The organism is Sphingopyxis panaciterrulae (assembly GCF_014199295.1).
GTDB classification, from domain to species: domain Bacteria; phylum Pseudomonadota; class Alphaproteobacteria; order Sphingomonadales; family Sphingomonadaceae; genus Sphingopyxis; species Sphingopyxis panaciterrulae.
The window spans coordinates 113,998-138,801 of the sequence record NZ_JACIJH010000003.1; the positions used below are offsets into that span (position 1 = coordinate 113,998).

A 24,804-nucleotide genomic window follows, 5' to 3' on the forward strand; every position below is an offset into this window, starting at 1 on the left:
GCCCCCGACCCGTTTCGATTCGCCATTGATTATGAAGCGACGATGCCGAATAGCTGGCCCGCGAAAACAGATGCGAAAGCAGCGGAGGGATTTCCAGCATGACCGACGGCACGACCCCCTATGTCCGCCCCGACGTGGCGGCCTTTCTCGCCTTCCTCAACGCGCAGGACGGGCCGAAGATGGAGGACCTGCCGCCCGCCGCAGCGCGCGAGATGATGCGCACGATGGGACAGCTTGCCGACGTGCCGCGCGGCGACATCGCGCAGGTCGAGGACCGGACGATCCCCGGCCCCGCCGGCGATATCCCGATCCGCCTCTATGACAGCCATCCGGGGCGCCAGACGGGACCGGTGATGGTCTTCTTTCACGGCGGCGGCTGGGTGATCGGCGATCTCGACACGCACGATCCTTATTGCGCCGAGGCGGCGCGCCAGCTCGACATGCCGGTGGTCGCGGTCGACTATCGCCTCGCGCCCGAACACCCCTTCCCCGCCGCGCCCGAGGATTGCGAAGCGGCGACGCGCTGGGTCGCCGACAACCTCCCCTGCACCGGCCTGGTCCTTTCGGGCGACAGCGCGGGCGGCAATCTGGCCATCGCCACCGCGCTGACGCTGCGCGACAGGCCGGCGTCGAAGCCGGTGATCGCGATCCACCCCATCTATCCGGCGGTGACCACCCATCACGACTGGCAAAGCTATCGCGATTTCAAGGAAGGGCATCTGCTGACCGAGGGCGGGATGAAATGGTTCGGCGACCAATATGCCGCCGACCCCGCGGATTACCGCGCATCGCCGATCGACTTCCCCGCCGCGGGCCTGCCGCCGACCCTGCTCGTCACCGCCGGCCTCGACCCGCTGCGCGACCAGGGCCGTGCCTATGCCGCCAAGCTGATCGAGGCGGGGGTGCCGACGATCTTTCGCGAGGCGCAAGGGAATATCCACGGCTATATCTGCTTGGCGCAGGGCATTCCGAGCGCCGCAAACGATATCAAGGGCAACCTCGCCATGCTCAAGGCGATGCTGGAGGAACTGCGCGCCACGGAGTTGCGAAACGAGGGGCTGCGGATCGAAGAAGTGCAGACATGACCGATTTTGCAAGCCTGCCCTACCGCCCCTGCGCGGGGGTGATGCTGGCCAATCGCGACGGGCGCATCTTCGTCGGCCAGCGACTCGATACAACGAGCGAGGCGTGGCAGATGCCGCAGGGCGGAATCGACCCCGGCGAGGATGCCGAAACCGCGGCGTTCCGCGAGCTGGGCGAGGAAACCGGCATCCACGGCGGCCTCGTCGACATCATCGCGCGCAGCCGCGAGGAATATTTTTATGACTTGCCCGACCATCTGGTCGGCAAGATGTGGGGTGGCCAATATCGCGGCCAGCGCCAGCGCTGGTTCCTGATGCGTTTCATGGGCGAGGACAGCGACGTCGACATCCATACGAAGCACCAGGAATTTCGCGCCTGGCGCTGGGCCGAACTCGACGAGCTCGAAAAGCTCATCGTTCCTTTCAAGCGCGCGCTCTATCGCGGGCTGGTCGAGGAATTCGGCTCGCTCGTCTGATCCTTCAGCGACAGCGCGGTTCGGAACACATCGCCGAACATCGCGTCGGTCAGTCGCCCGGTATTCGTGTTGTAGCGCGAGCAATGATAGCTATCGACGAGATGGCGCCCGTCGGGCAGCACATGGACGGCCCCATGCGCGAAGGGATGAACCGCGAGGCGCGCGCCTGCCGCTCGCAGCGCCGCATCATGCGCGATCCGCCCGAGAGCAATGATAACCCGGACGGACGGCAGCGCCGCGAGCTGCGCTTCGAAGAAGGGCCGGCACGCCCTGATCTCCGCCGGCGTCGGCTTGTTCTGGGGCGGCAGGCATTTGACGCTGTTGACGATGATTGCCCCCTTTAGTTGCAACCCATCGTCGATCCGGCTGTCGTAGCGATCGTTGCTGAGCCCGAAACGTGCGAGCATCGCAAACAGCAGGTCGCCGGCATAATCGCCCGTGAACGGCCGGCCGGTGCGGTTCGCCCCATGCTTGCCCGGCGCGAGTCCGGCGAAAGCGAGCCAGGCATCGGGATCGCCGAACGCATGGACGGGGGCGTTCCACCAGTCGGGATGCTCAGCGCGGCACGCGGCGCGCAAGGCGACGAGTCGCGGGCAACGCGGGCAGTCGCGTGGCGGCTCGGTGCCGGGCAGCGGGCTGGCAATCTCCATGGCGCGGCGATAGACGCAACGCGATGACCGGCGCAACGCCCCTCCCCCTCTATGCCATCGGTCTCGGCTCCAACCGGCGCCATGGCCGTTTCGGCGATCCGCGGCGCGTGTTGCTGGCAGCCCTCGCAGCGCTCGAGAGCGAGGGTATCGAGCCGGTCGATGCGAGTCCGATCATATCGAGCGCTCCGCTCGGCCCGTCGCGGCGGCGCTATGCTAATGCCGTCGCGCTCGTGGTCTCGCCGCTCGATCCGCCGGCGATGCTGGCGCGCCTGAAGGCGATCGAAGCGGCGTTCGGCCGCCGCATCGGCCAACGCTGGGGCGCGCGGACGCTCGACCTCGATATCCTGCTTTGGTCGGGCGGCGCATGGAGCGACGACCGCCTGACCATCCCGCATCCCGCCATGGCCGAGCGGCCGTTCGTCCTCGGCCCGCTGACCCGCATCGCCCCCGGCTGGCGCCACCCGCTCGCTGCGCGCAGCATCCGTCAACTCGCCACGACACTGGCGCGGGCCAAGCCGGTTGACCGCGCGCCACTGGCGCACGAGGGCGGCCGCCCGCTTTCGCACGGTCGCCCCACGGCAACGCGATAGGCTTGCGCCCAGTTAGCAGAGCGTGGACTTTTAGGTTTCCAAACCGACCGCGGAACAATCCGTGATCCTGGGATAAAACCATGCTTTATTACAAAGCATTATGGATCGTGTCTGACATACGCCATCGCGCCCTAGAACTCCCCGGCCACGCCAACGCGGACGGCGTTGTTGCCGTGTCCAGCGTATGCGAAGCCCGCGGTGAGGGCGAAGGGATTGTCGGTATCGAGCCGGTGGGAGATCGCGCCGCCGATCGCCTGCGCCTCGCGAAAGGTCGAGCCGTTCAATGCATAGCTGGTTCGTCCCGGCGCCGACGGCATCGGGGCGTAGCCCATCGCCATCGCCGCGGCGGTGCCGGCGCGGGCGTCGCGCCGGACGCGGTCGAGATCGAAGCGGATTCCCGCGATGTCGCCCGGTCCGAAATCGGCCAGTGCGAGATTGCCAGCCGCGTCCGACGTCACGTAGCTCACCGGACCGGATTGCGCCGCCCGGCTCTCTGCGGAGCCGATCCCGGCCAGCGTGTAGGTCGAGGCCACCGAGCCCAGCGCTACCTGGCCCGGGCGGCTGGCCACTGCATTCTCACCGATCGCGACCGCACCGCCGGCCGTCGCGCGAGCATTGCTGCCGAGCGCGATGGCGGACTGCCCCTCTGCCACGCTGTCGGCGCCGATCGCCACGGCGGCGAGACCCGTCGCGCTGTTGTCCGCGCCGATCGCGACGGCGCCGCGCCCGATTGCGTGATTGGGATCGCCGATCGCCACCGCGCCGTCGCCCGAGGCGACATTGCCAAGCCCGATTGCGACCGCCGCACCGTCGGTCGCTTGTGCGCCGGTACCGATGGCGACTGCATCGTCACCGCCGGCGTTTGCCCCCGAGCCCATCGCAATCGCGTTGGCGCCGGTCGCGGTCGGTCGGTCGCCGCTGCCGTTGATAGCCAGATACTCGGTGCGTTTCAGCGCTTCACCGGCGACCAGCTTGGCGGCGTCGGCATTGGCCGAAGCGCTTTCGGCGATCGAGCGAGCGAGGTCGGCATTGGTCTGCGCCGTCACCGCGACCTGCTGCGCCGCGTCGGCGCGCGTAGCCGCATCGTCGGCAGCGGTCTGCGCATTGGCGGCATTGGCAAGCGCGAGATCCGCCGTTTGCCTCGTCACCGCGCCGCTTGCGATCGCCTGGTTCGCAAGGTCGCGCGCTTCGTCCGCGCGCGTCTGCGCGGTGGCGGCTTCGGTGCGGGCAAGCGCCGCTTCGCTCGCGGCATTGTCCGCGGTCACCTGCGCGGTCGCCGCATTGGCGAGCGCCGTGTTGGCGGTTCCTTGCGCGGTGGCCGCGTTAGTCAGCGCCGTATCCGCGGTGCTCTGAGCCGTGGCGGCATTGGCGAGCGCCGTGTCGGCTGTCGTCTGGGCAGTGGCGGCCTTGCTCAATGCGGTATCCGCCGTGCCTTGCGCTGTTGCCGCGTCGGCCAGGGCGGTTTCGGCCGTCGTCTGTGCCGTGGTCGCGGTCGCTTGTGCCGCCGTGGCGCCGGCAAGCGCGCTGTCCGCCGTATTCTGCGCGGTCGCGACGGCCTGGTTGGTGTCGTAAAGCTGCCCGCCCGTCACTGCATCGGTCGAGCCCGCTACGATGGCGCCATCGGCGACGTTGACGATGCTCCGCTCGGCGCCGGCTGCACCGACCGAGACCGTGTCCGCCTGATCCGCGATCGAGCCCTGCCCCAGCGCGACCGCGCCGTCACCCGTGGCGCTGGCACCCTGCCCAAAGGCGGAGGCGCCGACCGCGTGTGCCATGGCGCTCTCGCCCACGGCGGTCGCATCGGTCTGGCCGGCAGCGGTCCCACCAGCCTGCGCGTTGGCGCCGATCGCCGTCGAGCGGTCATTGAAATAGGAATCGCCGGTCCAGGTACTGCCAGCTTGGGCGAAATAGCCGATCGCGGTACTCGAATCGCCCACAGTAAGGCTCCGGAAACCGTTCGCGGTGCTGTTATCGCTATAGATAAAGCTGCCTTGGCCAGTGGCGGTGCCGTTCTCGCCAGAGACAACGGCGTGTTGGCCGATCGCCGTGCTGTTGTCGTCATCGACAACGGCGAACTGTCCGACCGCGGTGCTGTTCGAGCCATAGGCGCGGCTGTCCTGGCCGACCGCGGTGCTGCTCGCGCCCTCGGCAAGGCTTATGGAACCTATCGCGGTACCCCGACCGCCGGTCGCGCTCGCCCCCTGACCCAAGGCGGTGGCCTGGAGGGCGTTTGCCACGGCGCTCGTACCCACGGCGGTCGCGCCGGTCTGCCCTGCGGCGCCCGCGCCCGCCTGCGCATTGGCGCCCAGCGCGGTCGTGTCGGCATTGGCAAAGGCGCCGCCCGGAAACATGCTGCCGGCGCTGGCGGCGAACCCGACTGCGGTGCTGTTCATCCCCGACGCGAAGCCGTTCTTGCCTGTCACCGTGCTGGCCTCGCCGCTAGCTTCGCTCCCATTTCCGATCGCTGTAGCGTTGTCGGCGGCGTAGGCGCTGGCGCCGATGGCGGTGCTATAGTCGCCGATGGCTTCGCTCCCGTGGCCGGTGGCGGTGCTACCGGTTCCGCTGGCGGTGCTCGACGCGCCGGTGGCAGCGCTGAACAGGCCGCTCGCGGTGCTGTCTACACCCGTTGCGACACTGCCGACTCCGCTGGCGGTGGCGTTCACACCGCATTCGGTGGAATCCTCGCCAGCGCCTTCGTTGCACTCCGACGTCGGGTCGGCGTGGGCGGTCGTGGGCAGCACCAGCGCAGCGACGATCGCGAGGGGGGTGACAGCGGCAAGTAGCTTTACGCGTATGGGGCGCATGATGTGATTTTCCCGGTTCGTGGCCACATGCCGCCATCTGGCGGAGGGGGCCGAAGGCCCCGCGCAGATGCTGCGGATTGTAGCTCTTGAGTAGCCTGCGCTCGGTCATGTCGCTCGACCAGACTAGGGGCGCGAGGGCCGGCAATTCCACCGATCAATTCCATTGAATTCTGACCAATTCTGCCGACATCGAATGTCGGCCTATGGAGCCAATCAATCTCAAGATATTGAGTTAAAATGAAAAATATAGGACTTGGGCTCATGGGCGCGCGAATGCCATGCTTGCTCGAAAGACAATCCTGATCCGCACACCGGCGACGGCATATCTTCAGGCCCGGCGCTCACAGGCGAGAACATCCAAGAGTGCCCCCCTTAGGCGGCGTGGACAAATTCGTTTGACCGAGATTCGCTATAACTTGTTAGAAAACGGCCCGTCCGGACACGACCGAAAGCGGTTAGTCGTCGATCGTCACCCCAGACTTGATCCGGGGTCCCGCTGGATGCCGAAACCAGTCGATACCTTGAAAAAGCGGGAACCCGGATCAAGTCCGGGGTGACGAAGATCGGGAAACGACCGCTTATGCGACGATCGGCGTTATAATGGCGATCGGCGCTTTATAACCTTGTCATTCCCGCGAAGGCGGGAATCCAGAGCGTGCGTCGGCTGACCCCCCACCGGATTCCCGCCTTTGCGGGAATGACGAAGCTGGGGTATGCCCGCTCCCACCCCGTTCCCGCCATTTCGTCGCCTCTAACCCGTTCTTTCCAAGCAGACATTCGCCTGGCATGGAATTTGTCCACGCCGCCTAGATCCCTGGTATTTACGGCGCCGTTTGCTTGCCTATGGTGACGCCCGTCATGGTGCCCGCTGCAGAATCCTTGATATTGAAAACTGCTGCATATTCCTGAGCCGCATTGCCGTAGAAGCGCCCGGCCAGGCTTCCCGGACCCGAGTTCCAAGCTCCCGTGAATGCAGCCGAGTAGGCATCGATCACTCCCGAGAAGTCATACCGGCCAAGAGCCGTCGAGACGCCGTCTGCGGTGATCCGCGTGGGAAACAGGCTGGCCGCCAATGCCCCCGTTCCGAAATTTGCCGTCAGGTCGGATCGTCCGACCAGTGCGGCGACGAGCTTCGAACCGTCGTCGATGTCTCCGAAAAGACGGCCTGCATAGGTCGCGCTACCACTCCGTGGCAATTGGTCGGGCGGCGTGAAATTGCCGAAGCCGATATATTCGACGCTTTCGCCAAGGGTTTTGCCGTCAAAGTCGGTGCGTGTCGCCAGAACACGCATGAAGCTCGCATAGGTCAGCTGGATATTGTCAGTTTCGCCATCGAACAGGCCGATCGAATATTGCACCTTTCCGTCGACGAACGGCTGCGCCACGCCATAGGCTCGAAAATCCTCCGAATCCTTCGCTGCAACGCGATTGGCAGGACCGAAGGAGAACTGGAATCCCGCAGCCGACCGACTGGACACCGTATATGTTTGCGTATCGGCGTCGTAGATGATCGTTTCCGCCAGGGGTGGATCGATCCTCCCTTCAGCGGGCAGGTTGATCGCCGCCCAAACGGTCCGGAAACGGGTCGTCCCCTCCAGATCGGCAAGCGTATCGTCCGGGGCGGTTTCCGGCAGGCCATAGCCCGCAAAGGCAAGGCTGTAGTATAGCGGGCCCGAGCTGCCATAGAGCGTCCCGCCAATATCCTCGGCGGAAGGGCCGAAAAAAGACCCGGTCAAATTGCCCGTATAAGTGTCGGACGCCCCCGCCTTTGCAGTGAAGGTGCCGGTAAAGCGATTTTCACCGGCGACGATCGCGCCGCTGGCTTGGACTTCCCCTTCGCTTTCGACGCCCGGAATCCCGGCACCGAAGAAATTGAACGATGCCGTCTTGCCGGCGATTTCAAGCTGCCCCGTTCCGAAATCCACGAGGGCCGTCCCGTCCCCGACCATATCGAGCAGGCTGTCGGTGGCGCTGGAGGAGCGGGTGCCGCTGAACGTCAGGTCATAGGCAGCACTCCCCATCTTGGGCACGGCGGACGCCTCGCTCGGAAAGCCGAAGACCAGATCGAGCGTGCGATAATGGTCAATGCCGGTCGGTATATCCGTTTGTCTTATGAGAAGTTGGCCGAGCGCAACATAATCGGGAGCGGTCGTCCAGTCGGATCGCATACCCCAATCGAGATCGAGTTGCGTGATCTTGTCACCCTCGATCTTTTCATAGCGAAGCAGGTTTGAGGCCGCGATTTTCACGTCGGCCGGATTGAACACGAACTCCTCGGATCCCGTGCCGAGCGTAAAGCTATCCGTGCCGGCATCATAGACCAGGCTCGCTTCGGCCACCGGACCACCGGATGCGGACTGCGCACGGCCGACATCATAATCGACCGCAGCGAGATTTGCGGTCGCGGCGAATGTCGTACTGACCGCAGGTTTCCCGACGATCTTCGTCGCTGGCGGCGTAGGAGTGGGAGTGGGAGTAGGCGTAGGCGTAGGCGCTGGTGTGGGCGTAGGTGTCGGTGCAGGCGTGGGCGGCGCGGGCGTCGAATTGACACCCCCGCCCCCACCGCAACCGGCGAGCATCAGACTGAGCGCCGCCAACGAAACCATCGCCGTCAGTCTCTTGGAAGGTGCAAAACGCATGGGTAATTCCCCCGTCAAAACGCCGACGTGACGCCAAATTCAGCGGCAACGCGGCGATAATCATAGATCTCGATCGAGGAGCGGTTGCGCTCCCATTTCAGGCGGACCAGCGGCGCGAGACGACCGAGCCTCAGGGCCCGGAGCGTCATCGCGAGGCTTGCGTCATAGCGATCCTCGACCCGGCGTTTCGGATAGAGGAACAGGCGCTCGTCAGCTTCGAGATGGCTGTACCCCAAAGTTCCGACCAACGTAGCGCGCCCAAACTCGCGAAACAGATAGAAGGAGGTTCCCCCGCTCGCCAGCGAATAGCCGGGATCGCGCGCGGCCTCCCGGAATCCGTAGAGTTGCACCCCGCCGCCCGTTCGGGCGCTGAATGCCCGGTCAAAGCTTGCAGAGAGGGTGAAATCGTCGGCGGTCTGAAGGACATTGCGCAGGTTGGTCTGGTGCGCGATACCGCCTTCGATCCTCATCTGGCTTCGCTTGCCGGTCAGGCGTTGCCAGCTCACGCTGCCGCCGACCGCCCTGCTATAGGGATCGCGCCCATACCAGCGCCACGATGGCCCGAATGAAAAGGTCAGTTGACTGCGGCCCCAGGCATATTGCGGGCCGGCCTGAACGCCGATCGTGACGTCGTTGAAACCGGCGTCGCGATAGAGGACCGCGCTAGCAGACGCGCGAAGCAGGAGGTCTGCGCCGGGCTCGACGCCGATGCGGACATAGCCCTGCCCCTGAAGGTCGAGACCGACGCCCGATTTCGCCCGCGCTTCCTCGTCGAGGACGAAGTCGCCGATCACCGTGCCCAGCGTGTCGGAGCGAGTAGCGCGGTTGATGTTGCTGTCGGGCGCGAGCGCCACCTTGATCGAGCCGCCCACAGGCTTTCGGGCATCGAGGGCGCGCGAATAAAAACGCACGATCTGCTCGACCTCCGGCGGCAGGCCCGCGGCCTCGGCAGCGCGCAACTCCTTGCGCGCTGCGGCGAGATTGCCAAGCATGGCCTGCATGCGCGCCAGTTCCAGCCGCACCCGTGCGACATCCGGCTTGTCGTCGAGGATGCGACGGAACTCGATCGCCGCATCCGAATAGCGCTCGAGATCGTCGGCCAGCATCATTCCGAGGCGGAATCGCGCCTCGGTACGCAGTTCGATATCGAGGTCCTTGGTGAGCGCCCGATAGGCCGATTCCGCCGTTATGAAGTCGCGGCGCGACCGTGCCTCGTCGGCCAATTCGAAAAGTTGCGCAGCTGAAAGTTTCACGCTGGCGGGTGATACGGGAGGACTCTCAACGAAGACGCCCGGGTCCGTCGTTTCCTGTGCTTTGCCGACAGTAGAAAAGCTCGCCGCGACCAACGTCGCTACGAATATTCGAATTCGAATCATCCACCCCCCACTTGGAGGTCATTCTTATCCAGCGAAAAGAAGAGCTGTCCAGAAAATCAGGGTGTTATACGGGCTTGTGTATGAGAAAATTTGTTCGGAGAGGGACCGTCCATTTCCCGTTCGGTTCCGATACACGCCATTGGATTTCACGAAAATGTGGGGTCGCTTGCGTCAGCAGCTTACAGGGCGGAAAATTATCTTATATAATCAAATAAATAAACCATACGGCTTCGAAGAGTGACGGCTATCCCCGACCGCTTCCCGATCTTCAGCAGCGATCGAGGGTTGGAGCATCGGAAACGCACGGGCGCATCTCGATACCGCGAACGACAACCTACGTGAGGTAATTTGCACGGGCCCCCCTTCTCCCATCGTCGTCCTGTGCTTATCCACCAAGCGAGCCTTGGTTTCGAATAGCGGCGGCCGGACAGCCGGCCGGCGTGCAACCTCATTCAACCATCGCTGTATGCAGCGCGCAGCCTATAGCCCGGCAAAGATGCGCGCGTGTCAAATCATGGGCTAAGGTCTCGTTTGAAGAGCCTGATTGCAGCCTGGTCCATCGGCCGAAAAGGTATGCGATCTTTTTTGGGAAAGGCCGTTGCAATGCCCAGAACGGCGTGATAGTTGGCCCCTCGCTTCGCAGCCAAGAGGGCTTCTTCCCGCTGCCGGCGGTGCCAAAAATGGCAACGGGCCCTTAGCTCAGTCGGTAGAGCAACTGACTTTTAATCAGTAGGTCGCTGGTTCGAACCCAGCAGGGCTCACCATTATTATTCAATGGGTTATACTTAAAGCCCGCCCCCCTCCTCGAACTGGCGACCAAGTCGTTCGCCACCGTCTGCCCCCGCTGATCCTGGTTGGCATGGCGTCATTCTGCCCGGCATCGCCCCGGCCAGTTCAAAAACATCGTGCGGTCGGCGCACGGGTAGATACGGCGCGGGGCCCGCAACGCCGGATGCAGAAATTTCACAATAAACGTTGCTAATGAGATTGACTCGCATTAGTCGGCCATTCGACGAGCAATCGAGCCGAAGGGGGCCTTTCATGACAGCCGCGCGTTTCACCCTGCTGATCTGCACCGCACTTGCAAGCGCGCCGGGACTCGCTGACGAGACCGCATCGACGGAAGAGCAGTCGCAGGACCAGATCGTCGTCACCGGCTATGCGGGAACCAAGACAGATACCGCGCTGACCGAGCTTCCGCAGCCGATCAAGGTCATCACCGCCGAGCAATATGAGGCGCAGGGCGCGATCAACATCAGCGACATGGTGAAATATGCCGCAGGGGTCCTCGCCAATCCCTATGGCCGCGACACTCGCGTCGACGGCTTCAACGTGCGCGGCCTCGACGCGCTGCAGTTCCGCGACGGCATGCGCGACATCTTCTCCTATTATGCCAGCATCACGTCGGACCCCTACAACTTCTCCCGCGTCGAGATCGTGCGCGGCCCCGCATCGGTGCTGTTCGGCCAGGGCTCGATCGGCGGTATCGTCAACCTCGTCAGCAAGACGCCCGACTTCACCACGCGCGGCGAAATCAACCTCGTCTACGGCAGCTATGACCGCAAGGAGGTGCTGGGCGACGTCAACCTCGCGCTCGCCGACAATCTCGCGGTCCGGTTCGTCGGTCGCGCGCGCGATGCCGACACCTTTGTCGACCATGTGCCCGACGACCGCGTGATGTTCGCACCCTCGATCCGCTGGCAACCGACGCCCGACACCGACGTCGTTCTGACCGGCCTCTATCAGGAGGACGACACCGGTTCGACCTCGCAATTCCTGCCGATAGTCGGCACCTTCAGGCCCAACCCGATCGCCGGCGAGCAGCTCGATCGCTACACTTTCGTCGGCAAGGCCGGCTGGGACCGCTATGCCGGCCGTTCGCTGCAAGGCGGCGGGTCGATCACCCACCGCTTCTCGGACGCCGTCAAGCTCAGCCTGAAGGCGCGCTATATCGACAGCGACCTCGAATATAACACCCATTATGCCGACAGCTACACGAACCCGCAGGATCCCTTCTCGGTCTACGGAACCGACGGCCGCACGATCGCCCTGATCGCGGACGCCAGCGATGCGCGGATGAACGTCTTTTCGACCGATAATAATGTCGAGTTCAACTTCGGCACCGGTGCCGATATCGAGCACAAGCTCCTCGTCGGCATCGACTATAGCTGGAACAAGGTGCAAAAACGCAGTGCCGGCGGCTTCGAGCTCGTCGACCTCTACGACATCGATTATGACGCGCTGACGACCTACGACCCCGCCGATCCCTTCATCTCGGAAAGCCAGAAGCAGCTCGGCATCTATGTCCAGGACCAGATCCGCTTCTACGACCGCATCTCGGTCGTGCTCGGCGCTCGCCGCGACCGCGTCACCGGCTCGTCGGGCCAGAAGGATCATGCCACCACCTTCCGCGCCGGCATCATCGGGGAGATCGGCGCGGGCTTCTCGCCCTTCTTCAGCTATACCGAAAGCTTCCTGCCGGTCGCCGGCCGGATCGACAATGGCGACGGCAGCTTCGGCGACCCCTATCGGCCGCAGACCGGCACGCAGTACGAAGCGGGCGTGAAGTGGCAGCCGACGCCGAACACGCTGGTCACCGCGACCGCCTTCAAGATCAGGGAACGCAACCGCGTCCTCTATCTCGCCGCCGGTGGCACGGCCCAGTCGGGCGTGCTCAACACCAAGGGTTTCGAGATCGAGGCCAGCCACACACTGCCCGGCAATTTCGAGCTGCTCGCCAACTACGGCTATGCGAAGCTCAAGTCCGAAACCAACACCAGCCTCGACTATATGCCGCGCCACACCGCGTCGCTCTGGTCGACCAAAACCTTCGGCCTTCCGGACGAAGCGCAGCTACGACTGGGCGGCGGCGTCGTCTATAGCGGCAAGAGCGTCTCGACCAGCCCGGTCTGGTCGATCGTCACGCCGTCGCGCACGACGATCGACGCGCTCGCCGAGATCAGGTGGGACAATTGGCGCTTCGCCGTCAACGCGACCAACCTCCTGGGCAAGCAATATTTCGCCTCCTGCCTCGCGCGCGGTGACTGTTTCATGGCCGCGCCGCGCAACGTGATAGCGACCGTCGGCTATCGCTTCCGGTGAGCGGCGCCTCGCCCCTCGTCTGGGCCGGCGCGGCCGCCGCGGTCCTCGGCGTGCTGCTGCTTCGCCGCGCTTGGGGCCTGCCCCGGCGCTCGGCAGCACTGAACGGCGCGGCGTGGGCGCTGCTCCTCGTCGGCGCCGCGCTCGGCATAGCCGGAAACGGCGCGTGGGGCGCGGCGATGGTGTCGCTGTTCGGCATGGGAGTGGCGGCGCTGCTCCTCGCGCAGGCCGCCGCGGCATCGCGCCCGGGCAAGACGCGCGCCTCCGACCGCAAGGCGCACATGCTCCCCGCGAAGGGCGAGCCGCGCCGCATCGGACGCCGCCTGCTGACCTTTCTCGTCACCGTGCCGCTCGCGATGCTCACCTCACTGCTCGCCGCGCTCGCCGCGCGCTCGCTCGCGGGGCTCGGCGGCTGGGCGGAGGCCGACGGCAACGGCCTTACCCTGCTCTTGCTGCCGCTCCTCTGGGGCATCCTCGCCTTCGCGCTGCTCATGATGCCGCGGCGGCGCACGCAATTCGCCTGGCTGCTGCTCCCCACGGCGGCGAGCCTCGGGCTGATCTGGATCGGAGGGGCGGCATGACAGGACCGGTCGACAAGGGGATGGTGCAGCGCGCCCTCTCGGCGCACGCCGCGATCGGGCTGCTCGCCTCGGCGCTTCTCTACCTCGTCTGCCTGACGGGCACGATCGTCGTCTTCTATCAGGAATGGCAGCGGATCGAGCAGCCGGCAGCGCCCGAAATGGCGCGCATCGCGCCGGGCGCGGTGCAAAGCGCGGTCGCCGCGGTCCTCGCGACCGAAGAGGGCAAGCCCGCGACGACGCACCTCTACGTCCACCTCCCGGTCCCCGACCTGCCGCGCGCCACGATCACGACCGACAGCCAGGCGGTGCACGTCGACCAGGCCGGCGCGATCGCGGGGCCCGAAGGCAACGCCTGGTCCGAATTCCTCCTCGCCGTCCACTACCGGCTCAACATCCCCGGCCTGATCGGCCTGATCCTCGTCGGCATTTTGGGGGTGATGATCGTCGCCCTGTCGCTGTCGGGGGTGATCGCGCACCCGCGCATCTTCCGCGACGCCTTCCGCCTCCGCGCCCGCGACAAGGAAGGAGTCGGGCTCGCCGACTGGCACAACCGGCTGAGCGTCTGGTCGCTGCCCTTCGCGCTTGCGATCGCGCTCACCGGCGCAATGATCGGGCTCGGCACGATCGGCGCCTACGGCCTCGCGGCGAGCTTCTACAAGGGCGATGTCGAGGCGGCCTACGCCCCGATCTTCGGCGGCGAGGGCAAGCCCGACGCGCGCTCCGCTCCGCTCGCCGATGTTGCGACGCCCCTCGCGTGGATCGCCGCCACCCATCCCGAGCTGCGCCCGACCTACATCATCCTCCACGACCCCGGCACGCGCGGCCAGCATGTCCAGCTTCTCGCCGAGCATCCGCAGCGGCTGATTTACGGCGAAAGCTATAATTTCGACGCGAACGGACGCTTCCTCGGCGCCGTGGGCCTCGCCGACGGCCATATCGGGCAACAGATGGCCGCCTCGACCTATAATCTCCATTTCGGCAATTTTGGGGGATTACCGGTCAAATTCGCCTATTTCGGCCTCGGCCTCGCGCTCACCATCGTCGTCGCGACCGGCACCTCGATCTGGCTCGGCAAGCGCGCGCGCCGCGGCCTCCACGAGCCGCGGCTGCGCAGCCTGTGGGACGCGGCGCTGTGGGGCGTGCCGCTCGCGCTGGCGCTGACTTTCCTCGCACGGATGCTCGCCGGCAACGATGCGCCGCTTACCGCGATCTTCTGGATCCTGACAGCGCTGATCCTGCTCGCGGCGCTGCTGCGTCCTGAACCGCGGCCGAGCCGGCTTCTGAAAAGGCTCTCCATCGCCGGGCTGTTGGCCGGCCTGCTCGCCGTGCTCCTGGGATAATCGGCTGCTTCGGAAGGAGGGAGCGGCTTGCGCGATCACTCCACCAGCGCGGGAGCCGTAAAGGTATAACCGACCCCATAGACGACCTTGATGGGCGTCGAAAGATTGGTACGGCGTTCTATCTTGCGGCGCAGCCGGCTGACCACCGCATCAAGGTGCCGGTCGTCGAAGTGCGAACGCGGGCGGGCGGCAATCGCGATCAATTCATCGCGGGCGCAAACCTCCCCGCTCCGGCCGCAAAGCAGGTTCAGAAAGGCGAATTCGGTCGCGGTCAGCTTGATCGTATGCCGGTTCGGCGCGGTCAGCAGCCAGTCGGCGCCGTTCAGCACCCACCGGTCAACGCCATTCGCGCCGCCGCTCGCCCTGCCGGTCCGTCGCAGCAGGCTGCGGATCGCCGCCTCGATTTCGCGCAGCGTGCTGTCCTTGACCAGATAGATATCGGCGCCGCTGTCGAACCCACGGATGCGATCCACGCTGTCGTCGAGCGCGGTCAGCATGATGATGCCGCAGTCATGGCTGCTGCGGATTTCGGCGGCCAGGTCGAAACCGTTCCCGTCGGGCAGTCCGACGTCGAGGACGACGACCGCCGGCGGGTCGCCGTCCGCTAGCACCCGGCGCAGATCCCGGGCGGCCGCGACCCCCGTTGCCGCGAAGCCGCTGAGCGTCAGGAAATCGACCAGATCGGCGCGCAGCCGGGGCTCGTCCTCGACGACCAGAATCGATGTCATGCCATCGCGCCTTCCAGCGACCGCCGCTCGCGACCTGCAACGTCCGGCAGCGGCACGCGCGCTTCGGCGGTCGTCCCCCCATCCGGGTTACCGAACAGGCGCAATATGCCGTCATGATAGGCGAGCAGCTTGCGCGACGAATAGAGGCCGAGTCCGGTGCCGGCCCGCGTCGCCGCGTTGGATGCGCGAAAGAAGCGCCGGCCGATGCGCGAAAGCTCCTCCGCCGGAATGCCAATACCGCGGTCGCGGACCCGGATGACGAGGCCGCCCCCGTCATCGTGCGCGTCGATCTCGATCGGGCGATCCGAATATTTGAGCGCATTGTCGACGAGGTTGATGATGGCGGTTCCCAGCATCTCCGGGTCGGCGAACAGGCGGAGACCGCGATCGGCGATCGAGATATTCAGGCGCCCATCCTGGTCGGTCATCGCGAAATGCAGTCGCACGCTTTCGAGCAGGAGGCCGACCTCGATCGGCTCGGGCTGAAAGCCGGCCTCGCGGTCATCGGCCATGAAGCGGTCGATCAGCGCGAACAGCCGGTCGAGCGCTTCGCCGATCCCCGCGATCCGTTCGCGAACTGCCGCCGGCGCCGCGTCACCCGCGAGGCCGATCATCTCCGCCGAATTGCGGATGATCGCGAGCGGGGTGCGGAATTCGTGACTGACGATACGCATGAAATCGGTTTGCTCGTCGCGCAGCGCGCGCTCGGTCTCGATACTGGCACTGAGTTGTGCCTCGAGGCGTCGGCGTTCGGCGATTTCGCGCGACAGCGCCTCGTTCTTCTCGCGCAGATGCGCCGACAGCCGCGCACTGACCATGAACAGCAGGCAGGCGAAAAACGCGATCTGGAACAGCGCGCCCTGCAACAGGTACCAGGCGTGGCGGTCGGCCAGCACCGATCCCGCGGCGGCGCCCGAGACATACTCGATCGCGCTCTGCACGATGCTCGCGAACATATATTCGGCGAGGAAACCGATCGCGATCCAGCGCAGCAGCGCCGGTTGCGTCCGGTCGCGCGCCAGACACAGGATCATGATCGACATCATGACCGCGGTGAACAGCGTCGACAGATGGATGCGGACGGCGACATTCGCGGGATCGATAGCGACCGCGACGGTCCAGGATAGGATATAGAGAGCGAGCAGCGGAATGCCGAGCCAGGCGCGGCGCGGCTGCCCCAGAAAGCGGGCGAGGCCGTCGGCGAGCAGGACGAGGCCGAGCTTGATGACGATATTGGCGAGCACGACGGTCCAGACCGCCGGCTCCACCCCGCGCAGGATCATCAGCAAAAGGCCAAGGGCGATAGCGGCGAAGCCGGCGGCTAGAAACCGCAGTTCGTACAGGTGACGCCACGCCAGCCAGACGAAAATCCAGGCCAGCGCCTGAAGTCCCGCAATCGCGAAGCAGACGATCAGAACCGTTTCGAGATCCATCATCCCTAGATCGTCACATCCGGTCCCTGAGCGCCCAACCCACAGCGCGACCCTTTGCAGGAGTTCCATGCCGAGGCAAGCCACGCAACGAAAGATTCTGTTATAATTCAATAGAATTGTTCGGTAAATTCGTCCGCCGCGGTCGCTCTGTCCTCCGGGCAAGGTCGTGCCATCATTGCGCCGGCGCACATCGCCGGAAGGCCTTCATGTCGTTTCAGCGCCGATCCATCATCGAACGGAGCGCTGGTTCGCGCTCTCGCGCTCGCGACGCAACCCGCACAAGCGCAGTCTGCCACCGCCGTGAGCGAGTCCTCCCACCCCCTTCCCCAATCCCACACCGGTCGGAACGCCGCTGGCGATGTCCACGGGGAGGTTTATGGATCAGGATGATGCGCTTTTACTGGTTGATCCGGCCGCCGCCTGCGTGCGTCAAAAGCACAACGTCGACATCTTCACTTTTAGCTAATATCGCATTGGGCAGGCGAATCCGGAAGCGGACAGAACCGCCCATCCCGGCGACTCGGACGAATCGCGATGGAATCCAGCGTGGTCCAGCGGCCTTCGTCGCATATCGACGGCAGTCGCCCGGCCCGCCCCTTGATCTCGTAAACCATCGAAACGCCCGGTTTGCGGCCAACTCTTTGCATTTGTCCCAAAAAGATACGGAAACCGCTCGACTCTATTCACGATAAAAGGACTATTTTTTCACGATTGAAGGACGGCATCGCGGTCACAAGGGTTAGGTAAAAGTTAAGGATTGAATCTTGTGGGGGAACAAGGACGGGACGTGGGGTCGTCCGTCCTGTGACCGGTATTCGATCACCAAGGATCGAAGCGGTCATCGGCCTTAATGCCAACACACATGCAATCCGGGAATGAGTTTTGTCGGCGAGCCGCGTGCTTGCCGGCGGAATTGCGGCTGCGCCCTTCGGGGCAAGGCCCAATCTCGGGGCCATCGGCCCCGCCGCAGGTTCGTGGCCAATCCCGGCGCGGACAGGCGGATGCGCGCCGAGCGATCGGCGCGTAAAAATGGGGCCGGATTCCCGCCATTTGGGGAGGGGGGACGGTCTTCCGGGACGCTGAAATCCGGCCCGCCGGGCCGGGGACTTTTGTGGAGGAAAAGATGAAGACCTTGTTTGCTGCTGTTTCGGCCATTGGCCTGCTTGCCGCTTCGCCCGCCTATGCGGACACGACCGGCACCGGCGAAATCGCCCTGAACGCAACCGTCGCTCCGGCTTGCGGTATCGACGCCCATAAATCGGGCGCGCAGTCGGCTCCGGGCTGGGACCAGAATGACATTACCGTGGATCTGACCAACGGTGGCAATGGCCAGTTCATCGGCCAGACGGAAACCAACCGCAGCTTCGGCAACGTGTGGTGCAACAATGCCGCCACGGTCACGATTTCCGTGGCTGCGCTGACCAGCTCGGCGACGACGGGCGATGTCGGGTCGTTCACCAACCGCTTCGACGTGAAGGTCACGACCGATGCGGGCGTTTATGTGGGCCAGGGTGAAGACCTCGTCCTCGATACCACCGGTACGAGCGGCACTGCGAGCGCCACCGGCAACTCGGGCGGTGCGTTCGAAACGGGCCTTCAGCGCTTTGGCGGCGCCGATTCGATCGAGATCCTTCAGGATGCGACGAACCGTCGCGCCGTCGCCGGCAGCTATAGCGGTTCGGTGACCTTCACCGCCACCACCAGCTAATGGTGAACCCCCTCTCGCCCCGTCGTCACGATGGCGGGGCGAGAGGATCGGTTTTCGACGCTCTGTTCGGACGGCCATCGGATCGTTTCATGCGCGGATTCACCCTTCCCCTGCCCAAGGCTTGTGCCCTGCTGCTCCTGCTCGGCGGGTTCGGCAACGCGGCAACCGCCTCTGCGGCGGACGCGGGCCTATCGGCGCTCGGCGCGGGCTATACGGCGCATGACGCACCGCTCGGCGATCCGACCGAGTTGCGGATCGACCTGCGCGGCGAAGTTCCGGCGCGTTGCCGGATGGCGTCGCCGCCGGTGTTGGGACAGCGACTGGACTTCAATCGCGCCGGCGATGTCGAGGCCCGCTTCGGGCTCGATTGCAACGCGCCATTCTTGCTGCGCGTGCGGTCGAACGAAGGCGCCTTTGCCGCCGAGCAGATGCGCGAAGGAATTGCGGACCGTATCGCCTATGACGTCGCGATCGACGTGAACACCGATGCGGGCCCCAATGCCCTCGGCTGGTGCGGCGCCGACCAGTTGACCGACCAGCCGCACGGACGCTGCGTGTTCGGGACGGGGGACGGATGGTCGTCGGGCGACGCCACCGCGATCAACCGCACCGGAACGATGCGCCTGCGCTGGAACGCACCCGGCGAAGGGGATGAACCCGTGCTGGGCCGCTATCGCGACACCATCGTCGTCGAACTGGCGGTGCGTGCATGACAGACAAATATTCATTCGCCGATGTCATGATGGCACGCGGCGACCCGCCCTCATCGCTCACCCTCCGCCCTGCGGACGAGTTTTAGGAGAAGATCGTGAGAATCACCCTGCTTAGCGCGTTCCTGGTGGGCGCCTCCGCCTTTGCGGTTCCCGCATCGGCGCAGAATGTGGACAGCAAGACGCTGATCGTTCAGTCGACCATCCCGTCCTATTGTTCGGAACTGGGGATGCAGGACGAAACGCTCGACCTGGGCAACCTGACCGGTACGACCGGCCAGTTGGTGACCGAGTTCGCGCAGAACGACACGCTGACGCTGGAGACCGGCTTTTATTGCAACGCGCCGTCGACGGTGAAGATCGTGGCCGAGCCGCTGCGGCACGATACCGTCACGACGGTGGCCGATTTCACGTCCTTCACCAATCGCGTCGACTATACCGCCTCGCTCAAGTGGAACGACCAGGATCTTCCCGTTGTCAGCACCGACAGCGATGGCGCGGAATTCAACATCACGCAGGCCAATATCGGGGATATGGAACTGAAGATTTCCGACCCGACCGTAGCCGACAATCTGCGCCCCATCGCCGGCGGCTACGCCGGTCTGGTTCGCCTCACCATTTCGCTCGCGCAGTGATTCTGGCTCAAATACGGGAGTGACGATAATGTTTCATCGCCGCAAATTGTTGATGGCCGGGATCGCAGCCTTGGCTGTGCCGGGTATCGCCCATGCGGACAGCGTATCGCAGCAGATCGACATCGACGCGACCGTGGACGGTGCCTGCGGCATGGGCACGCCGGTCAGCGACGAAATCGACGTCGGCGACCTGAGCGGTCCCGACGGGACGCTCGACGGCAGCCTGACCGGCGCAATGGTGCAGGGCAACAGCACGATCATCGCCGACGCCTGGTGCAATACGTCGCACAAGCTGACGATGACGGCGACCCCGATGGAGCTGCAAAATCTGCCGGCCTATGCCCAGCCTGCCTATATGGCGCGCAAGGTGACCTATGACGCAACATTGATCGGTTGGTCGTCGCCTCTTGGCGTGCGGCCGCACAACGGAGGGGACCTGGCGTTTCTTCCTCCGGTCGCCGGCGCCCACGCCGCCCCGGCGCCCGGACTGGAACTTCAGATTTCCGCGCTGGAAACTTTGAACCAGAACAACGTGGAGCAGTCCGACCTGATGCTGGAGGTCGGCGAGTATCGCGGAACCGTGACCATCACGCTGGCGACGAACCCATGACCCGGTTGTCGCGCCATCATTCCATCGAAACCCATGGGGGACTATCCGTCATGAAATCCATCCTTTCCCTTTTCGGCGTCGCGGCGCTTGCGGCCTCGTCCGCGCCGGCCCTGGCCCAGACGGTGGCCCAAACCACCGACGACGCGGCAGTCGACGTCATCGGCAATGCCGAAGCGATCTGCAGCCTGCCGACGAGCTGGACCTTCATATCGGCCGCCGGCCCCGCGAACGCCGGGCAATTTTCCGGTAATACCTGGACGATCCCGTCAACGGCGCTCGCCAGCCCCGACGGTACAGCGGTGGACACGACCACCGCCTATGCGATCCGCGTCCGCGGTGCCGCGATGTGCAACACCAGCCATGAGATCATGATCACGAGCCAGAATGGCGGCCTCGTGAACACGACCTACGCGGGGGCCTCGCCGCCGCCGCTGCCCGCCGGTTTCACCTGGAAGCGGAACATGGTGTACAGCGCCCAGTGGCAGGACGATGTTACCCCGGGCACCAGCAACAATCCGACACCGATCGGCGCCAATGGATGGGGCATCGTGAACTGGATGCCGCAAAGCGCGGGCGCCAGCGACACCTACATCCACACCGTCCAGCCTCCGGGCAATCGCAATTTCGATGTCAAGATGAGCGTGCGACGCGACGGCGCGTCCGGACCGTTGCTGGCCGGACTCTATCAGGACGTGATTACCGTCACGCTTCAGCCGCTGTCATGACGATGGCTCCACCGTGGCACTGGAGCAACGGATAACGAGATGATCCAGGCAGGCGCCGGCTATCCGGCGCCTGCTGCAATATTTGCGCCGCATCTCTGGCGGCGCCTTGTCTGGGGGCGACATGTTGAAGTCGAAGTTTTCCGTCTTCGCCGCGTTGGCGATGCTGATGAGCCTGTTTTCCGTCGCAGCGCATGCCGCGATGACCGTCCAGCCCGTCATTCTCGACCTGAAGATGGCGGGACGCGACATGGGCGGACAGATCCGGGTCCAGAATACCGGCACCACCCCTTTGCCGGTCGAGATCCGGCTGGTCGAGGCGGAATTGCTGCCCGATACGGTCAAGGCGTCCGACCGCCCGACCGACGACCTGATCGCCCTTCCGACGCAGGCGATCATCCCGCCGGGCGCGACCCAGGCCTTTCGCATCCAGTATATCGGCGATCCGGAAGTCGACCACAGCCGGCATTATTATGCCGAGGTCGCACAATTGCCGGTCGAGATTCCGGGCGGCCAGTCGACGATCCAGATCCTCTATAATTTCCAGGCGATGGTCAATGTCGCGTCGATCACCGCGGGCGCCCCGGACCTGAGCGTGGAAAGTGCGGAAATCGTGCGCCCTGATCAGCCTGCTGGCGCCGCACCCGACGCCCCGCCTCCGCCGGCGCGCATCGCCTTCACCGTCCACAACGCCGGACGGAATTATGGCTATCTCAGCAGCGGTTCGCTGACGCTGGTGCAGCGCGATGCGGCGGGCAAGGAAATGTTTCGCCGCACGCTGGGTGACAGCGATGTCCAGCAGATGATCGGCTTTGGCCTGGTGGGACCCGAAACCAGCCGTAAATTCATCGCCCCCATCGATCTGGAAAGCCCGGACGGCACCGCGGAAGTGATCCTGTCCGGCCGCGGACGGTGAGCAAAAAGTGCGGGGGGCACGAAAACAGGGTTGGGCACTCGGGGTCTGCACCGTCGCCGTTGCGGCCGCCATGGCGTGGAGTTCTCAGGCGCTGGCGTGGGATGGCCCTGCTGACGGCCTGACTCCACGCGCGGCGCTTTCGCCCGGCATCCGTTCCTGGCAGGCGCCCCGCGATGCCGCACCGCGCCCCCGCTGCATTCCGCGCCCGCTATCCGTCTGTGCGATGATTCGCGGCTACAGCGGGCTGGGCGCGGTTCTCGATCAGGCCGAGGAAGTACCGGCGCCCACAACCGCCGCATCCCCTGCCCCCGAACCGCCGCAGCAAGCGGCTCCGGCCGCAGCACCGCCACCCGCAGACGAACCGCGGCTGAACCGTACCGGCCGCACCATGACGATCGTCGTGCCGGTGAAGGACGGCCCGCGGATGCTGGGCGATGTCGATGCCCAGATCACCCCCGATGACGCTCTCTTGCTATCGGTAGAAGGCCTGGCCACGCTGCTGTCGCGACAATTGTCCACCGATAAGCTGGCCGAGTTGCGCAGCACGCCGGCACAGGACGGCTTCGCTCCCCTCGCCGCCTTCGAGCGACTGGGACTGCCGTTGCAGTTCGACAAGCGCTCGCTCGAACTGACGCTGACGATCGCGACGCAGGATCGCGCGCTGCGCTCGATAGGCATCGCCGCCCGCGATCGCGACACGATCGGCGAATTCGCCGCGCCCGAGGACTTTTCCGCCTATGTGAATATCCGCGGCTCGCTCGACTATATCCACAAGGGTAGCAACACCGGCTTCGACGACCCCTTCTTCCTGTTCGACGGCGCCGCACGGCTGGGCGGGGTCGTGCTCGAATCCGAAGGGCAATGGGACGGCCGCGACAAGCGCTTCCGACGCACTGGGTCGCGGCTCGTCTACGACGATGCCAAGCGCCTCATCCGCTGGACGGCGGGCGATGTGTCGTCACAGAACCGCGGGTTCCAGGGTTCGATGGACCTGGCCGGGCTCGGCCTGACGCGCAGCTATGCCCTGCTCGACCCGCAGCGTAGCGTCACGCCGCGCGGCGGGCGCACCTTCTCGCTCGATCGCGACGCGACGGTCGAGGCGATCGTCAACGGGCGCATGGTACGAACGATGCGGCTCCAGCCCGGCACCTACAATGTCAGCGACTTTCCTTTCGCGCAGGGCGGCAATGACGTCGAACTGGTGATCACCGACGACACCGGCCGGCGCGACGTCATTTCCTTCACCATGTTCATCGAACGCAGCCAGCTCGCGGCGGGATTGTCCGAATATTCACTGAACGTCGGGGTACTCGAAACCCGCAGCCGCGGAATCGATTATAGCAACGACATCGCACTTTCGGGCTTCTATCGCCGCGGTCTGTCCGACCGGCTGACGCTCGGCGGCAATTTTCAATATGCCAACAAGGCCTATCTGGTGGGCAGCGAAATCGTCCTCGGCACCGACTGGGGCACGATCGGCGGCGATGTCGCATTCAGCCACCTTCCCGCCGGCGGCAACGGCTGGGCGGCCAATTTCTCGCTCGAGCGCGTGACCCAGGGCACCGCCAACGGATCGTCGCTAATCGCGACGGTCGAGGCGCGCAGCCGCCGGTTCGGCGCGGTCGGGCAGCTCGCGCCCGACAATCCCTATCAATACAATGCGATGATCAGCTACAACAAGTCGATCGACGAAGGGTCCTTCGTCGGCGTTCAGGCGCGCTATGCCCACGCCCGCCGCGGTTTCGCCAATGAACGTTCGGTCCGGCTCAGCTATGGCCGGCGCCTCGACCGCGCGACCAACCTGGTTTTCGACGCCGAATGGAGCCGCGGCATCCGCGGCGACGACAAGAGCTTTCGCATTTCGCTCGTCCGGCGCTTCGGTATCCGTTCCTCGGCCCGCGCCGAATATGACAGCAGCAACGATCGCGTCCGCCTGGGCTATCAGAGTTCGGGCGGTTATGGGGTCGGCGCGTGGAGCGGGTCGGCGAACGTCGATATCGGCCCCGACACGCGCAGCCTCAACGCCAATGGCAGCTATGTCGCGAACCGCGCCGACCTCAGCCTCGCACATACGACCGCCTATTCGACGCAGACCGACAGCATCAGCGACCAGCGCACGTCGCTGCGCGTCGCGTCCTCGCTGGCCTTTGCCGGCGGTTCCTTTGCGGTCGGCCGGCCGATCAGCGACGGCTTCGCGATCATCCGGCCCTATAAGAGCGGCCAGGGCCTGAAAGTGGAGGTCGAACAATCGCAGGGCAGCTATCAGGCACGCTCGGGCACGTTCGGCCCAGCCCTCTATCCGCAGATCGGGTCCTATTCGCCGCGCACGCTGGTCTATGACGTTCCCAATGCCTCGGCGGGACTGGATATCGGCACCGGGTCGCTGCGAGTGCTGCCACCTTATCGCGCCGGCTATGTGGTGAGCGTCGGGTCGGACTATAATGTCATGGCCATCGGGCAGTTGACGGCGCCAAACGGAGAGCCGCTGGAACTGCGCGTCGGCTATGCGACCGAGATCGGCGGCGATCGCCGCGTCGAATTGTTCACCAACCGCCAGGGCAAGTTCGCGATCAGCGGGGTCAAGGCGGGACGCTGGCGCATCGAGATGTCCGGAACGCCGCCGATCGTCTATGAACTGGACATCGCGGAAACGGATTCGGGCATCGCCCGCGTGGGCACGATCACCCCGACGGACGAGAGGTAAA

Annotated in this window: 19 protein-coding genes and 1 tRNA gene; 14 read left to right on the top strand and 6 right to left on the bottom strand. The window is 65.0% G+C overall.

Annotated features, from left to right (window positions below; genetic code table 11):
• Positions 1–98 precede the first annotated feature (98 nt).
• Together FHR21_RS07145 and FHR21_RS07150 are read left to right on the top strand one after the other, a co-directional pair.
• Positions 99–1,085, top strand: coding sequence for an alpha/beta hydrolase (locus tag FHR21_RS07145; RefSeq protein WP_184096728.1), 987 nt, complete (start codon positions 99–101; stop codon positions 1,083–1,085).
• Complete coding sequence (locus FHR21_RS07150) at positions 1,082–1,558, top strand: RNA pyrophosphohydrolase (protein ID WP_184096730.1); 477 nt, start codon at positions 1,082–1,084, stop codon at positions 1,556–1,558. Before FHR21_RS07145 ends, FHR21_RS07150 begins: the two co-directional genes overlap by 4 nt.
• On the opposite strand, the gene FHR21_RS07155 is transcribed toward FHR21_RS07150, so the two are convergent.
• On the bottom strand, positions 1,519–2,208 hold the full coding sequence (locus FHR21_RS07155) for a uracil-DNA glycosylase (protein ID WP_184096732.1): 690 nt from the start codon (positions 2,206–2,208) through the stop codon (positions 1,519–1,521). The two genes, FHR21_RS07150 and FHR21_RS07155, sit on opposite strands and share 40 nt — an antisense overlap.
• A 23-nt stretch (positions 2,209–2,231) precedes the next feature.
• Here FHR21_RS07155 and folK point away from each other — a divergent pair, with 23 nt between their 5' ends.
• A complete protein-coding gene (gene folK / locus FHR21_RS07160) occupies positions 2,232–2,798 on the top strand; it encodes a 2-amino-4-hydroxy-6-hydroxymethyldihydropteridine diphosphokinase (protein ID WP_184096734.1) in 567 nt (188 codons plus the stop codon).
• 131 nt (positions 2,799–2,929) lie between these two features.
• On the opposite strand, the gene FHR21_RS07165 is transcribed toward folK, so the two are convergent.
• The 3 genes from FHR21_RS07165 to FHR21_RS07175 all read right to left on the bottom strand — a co-directional run bounded on the left by FHR21_RS07165 (position 2,930) and on the right by FHR21_RS07175 (position 9,494).
• Positions 2,930–5,602, bottom strand: a complete 2,673-nt coding sequence (locus FHR21_RS07165) for a YadA family autotransporter adhesin (protein WP_184096736.1) — start codon at positions 5,600–5,602, stop codon at positions 2,930–2,932.
• Positions 5,603–6,423: 821 nt separating this feature from the next.
• Positions 6,424–7,941, bottom strand: coding sequence for a transferrin-binding protein-like solute binding protein (locus FHR21_RS07170; protein ID WP_184096738.1), 1,518 nt, complete (start codon positions 7,939–7,941; stop codon positions 6,424–6,426).
• Positions 7,942–8,255: 314 nt separating this feature from the next.
• On the bottom strand, positions 8,256–9,494 hold the full coding sequence (locus tag FHR21_RS07175; protein WP_338113093.1) for a surface lipoprotein assembly modifier: 1,239 nt from the start codon (positions 9,492–9,494) through the stop codon (positions 8,256–8,258).
• An 811-nt stretch (positions 9,495–10,305) separates the two neighbouring features.
• Here FHR21_RS07175 and FHR21_RS07180 point away from each other — a divergent pair.
• The 4 genes from FHR21_RS07180 (at position 10,306) to FHR21_RS07195 (ending at position 14,637) form a co-directional block, all read left to right on the top strand.
• Positions 10,306–10,381 (top strand) — tRNA-Lys (locus FHR21_RS07180).
• 277 nt (positions 10,382–10,658) lie between these two features.
• Entirely contained in the window at positions 10,659–12,719 is a 2,061-nt protein-coding gene (locus FHR21_RS07185; protein ID WP_184096742.1) for a TonB-dependent siderophore receptor, read from the top strand.
• Positions 12,716–13,297: a hypothetical protein gene (locus FHR21_RS07190; RefSeq protein ID WP_184096744.1), complete on the top strand. Its 582-nt coding sequence runs from the start codon at positions 12,716–12,718 to the stop codon at positions 13,295–13,297. Before FHR21_RS07185 ends, FHR21_RS07190 begins: the two co-directional genes overlap by 4 nt.
• Positions 13,294–14,637 carry a PepSY-associated TM helix domain-containing protein gene (locus FHR21_RS07195; RefSeq protein WP_184096746.1) on the top strand — a complete coding sequence of 448 codons (1,344 nt, stop codon included), beginning with the start codon at positions 13,294–13,296 and terminating at the stop codon, positions 14,635–14,637. The genes FHR21_RS07190 and FHR21_RS07195 overlap by 4 nt, the downstream gene beginning before the upstream one ends.
• Positions 14,638–14,672: 35 nt before the next feature.
• On the opposite strand, the gene FHR21_RS07200 is transcribed toward FHR21_RS07195, so the two are convergent.
• Both FHR21_RS07200 and FHR21_RS07205 read right to left on the bottom strand, forming a co-directional pair.
• The gene (locus FHR21_RS07200) at positions 14,673–15,365 is read right to left on the bottom strand and encodes a response regulator transcription factor (RefSeq protein ID WP_184096748.1); all 693 of its coding nucleotides are present in this window, start codon (positions 15,363–15,365) and stop codon (positions 14,673–14,675) included.
• Entirely contained in the window at positions 15,362–16,801 is a 1,440-nt protein-coding gene (locus FHR21_RS07205) for a sensor histidine kinase (protein WP_221235064.1), read from the bottom strand. The genes FHR21_RS07200 and FHR21_RS07205 overlap by 4 nt, the downstream gene beginning before the upstream one ends.
• A gap of 1,108 nt (positions 16,802–17,909) precedes the next feature.
• Between FHR21_RS07205 and FHR21_RS07210 the strand changes: the two genes are divergently transcribed.
• From FHR21_RS07210 to FHR21_RS07240, 7 genes are all read left to right on the top strand, one after another.
• Entirely contained in the window at positions 17,910–18,506 is a 597-nt protein-coding gene (locus FHR21_RS07210) for a hypothetical protein (RefSeq protein WP_184096752.1), read from the top strand.
• Between the two features lie 89 nt (positions 18,507–18,595).
• Positions 18,596–19,219 carry a hypothetical protein gene (locus FHR21_RS07215; protein WP_184096754.1) on the top strand — a complete coding sequence of 208 codons (624 nt, stop codon included), beginning with the start codon at positions 18,596–18,598 and terminating at the stop codon, positions 19,217–19,219.
• A 95-nt stretch (positions 19,220–19,314) separates the two neighbouring features.
• On the top strand, positions 19,315–19,851 hold the full coding sequence (locus FHR21_RS07220; RefSeq protein WP_184096756.1) for a hypothetical protein: 537 nt from the start codon (positions 19,315–19,317) through the stop codon (positions 19,849–19,851).
• 28 nt (positions 19,852–19,879) lie between these two features.
• Positions 19,880–20,461: a hypothetical protein gene (locus tag FHR21_RS07225; protein ID WP_184096758.1), complete on the top strand. Its 582-nt coding sequence runs from the start codon at positions 19,880–19,882 to the stop codon at positions 20,459–20,461.
• Entirely contained in the window at positions 20,458–21,186 is a 729-nt protein-coding gene (locus tag FHR21_RS07230) for a hypothetical protein (RefSeq protein ID WP_184096760.1), read from the top strand. Before FHR21_RS07225 ends, FHR21_RS07230 begins: the two co-directional genes overlap by 4 nt.
• 121 nt (positions 21,187–21,307) lie before the next feature.
• Positions 21,308–22,099, top strand: coding sequence for a molecular chaperone (locus FHR21_RS07235; protein ID WP_184096761.1), 792 nt, complete (start codon positions 21,308–21,310; stop codon positions 22,097–22,099).
• Between the two features lie 70 nt (positions 22,100–22,169).
• The gene (locus FHR21_RS07240) at positions 22,170–24,803 is read left to right on the top strand and encodes a fimbrial biogenesis outer membrane usher protein (protein ID WP_184096764.1); all 2,634 of its coding nucleotides are present in this window, start codon (positions 22,170–22,172) and stop codon (positions 24,801–24,803) included.
• Position 24,804 lies beyond the last annotated feature (1 nt).

Excerpts from the sequence above, each read along its gene's own strand:
- FHR21_RS07165 (WP_184096736.1), bottom strand. The coding sequence starts at position 5,602 with ATGCGCCCCATACGCGTAAAGCTACTTGCCGCTGTCACCCCCCTCGCG.
- FHR21_RS07235 (WP_184096761.1), top strand. The coding sequence starts at position 21,308 with ATGTTGAAGTCGAAGTTTTCCGTCTTCGCCGCGTTGGCGATGCTGATG.
- FHR21_RS07155 (WP_184096732.1), bottom strand. The coding sequence starts at position 2,208 with ATGGAGATTGCCAGCCCGCTGCCCGGCACCGAGCCGCCACGCGACTGC.
- FHR21_RS07145 (WP_184096728.1), top strand. The coding sequence starts at position 99 with ATGACCGACGGCACGACCCCCTATGTCCGCCCCGACGTGGCGGCCTTT.
- FHR21_RS07200 (WP_184096748.1), bottom strand. The coding sequence starts at position 15,365 with ATGACATCGATTCTGGTCGTCGAGGACGAGCCCCGGCTGCGCGCCGAT.
- FHR21_RS07195 (WP_184096746.1), top strand. The coding sequence starts at position 13,294 with ATGACAGGACCGGTCGACAAGGGGATGGTGCAGCGCGCCCTCTCGGCG.
- FHR21_RS07230 (WP_184096760.1), top strand. The coding sequence starts at position 20,458 with ATGACCCGGTTGTCGCGCCATCATTCCATCGAAACCCATGGGGGACTA.
- FHR21_RS07215 (WP_184096754.1), top strand. The coding sequence starts at position 18,596 with ATGCGCGGATTCACCCTTCCCCTGCCCAAGGCTTGTGCCCTGCTGCTC.
- FHR21_RS07150 (WP_184096730.1), top strand. The coding sequence starts at position 1,082 with ATGACCGATTTTGCAAGCCTGCCCTACCGCCCCTGCGCGGGGGTGATG.
- folK (WP_184096734.1), top strand. The coding sequence starts at position 2,232 with ATGACCGGCGCAACGCCCCTCCCCCTCTATGCCATCGGTCTCGGCTCC.
- FHR21_RS07240 (WP_184096764.1), top strand. The coding sequence starts at position 22,170 with ATGGCGTGGAGTTCTCAGGCGCTGGCGTGGGATGGCCCTGCTGACGGC.
- FHR21_RS07225 (WP_184096758.1), top strand. The coding sequence starts at position 19,880 with ATGTTTCATCGCCGCAAATTGTTGATGGCCGGGATCGCAGCCTTGGCT.
- FHR21_RS07185 (WP_184096742.1), top strand. The coding sequence starts at position 10,659 with ATGACAGCCGCGCGTTTCACCCTGCTGATCTGCACCGCACTTGCAAGC.
- FHR21_RS07205 (WP_221235064.1), bottom strand. The coding sequence starts at position 16,801 with ATGATGGATCTCGAAACGGTTCTGATCGTCTGCTTCGCGATTGCGGGA.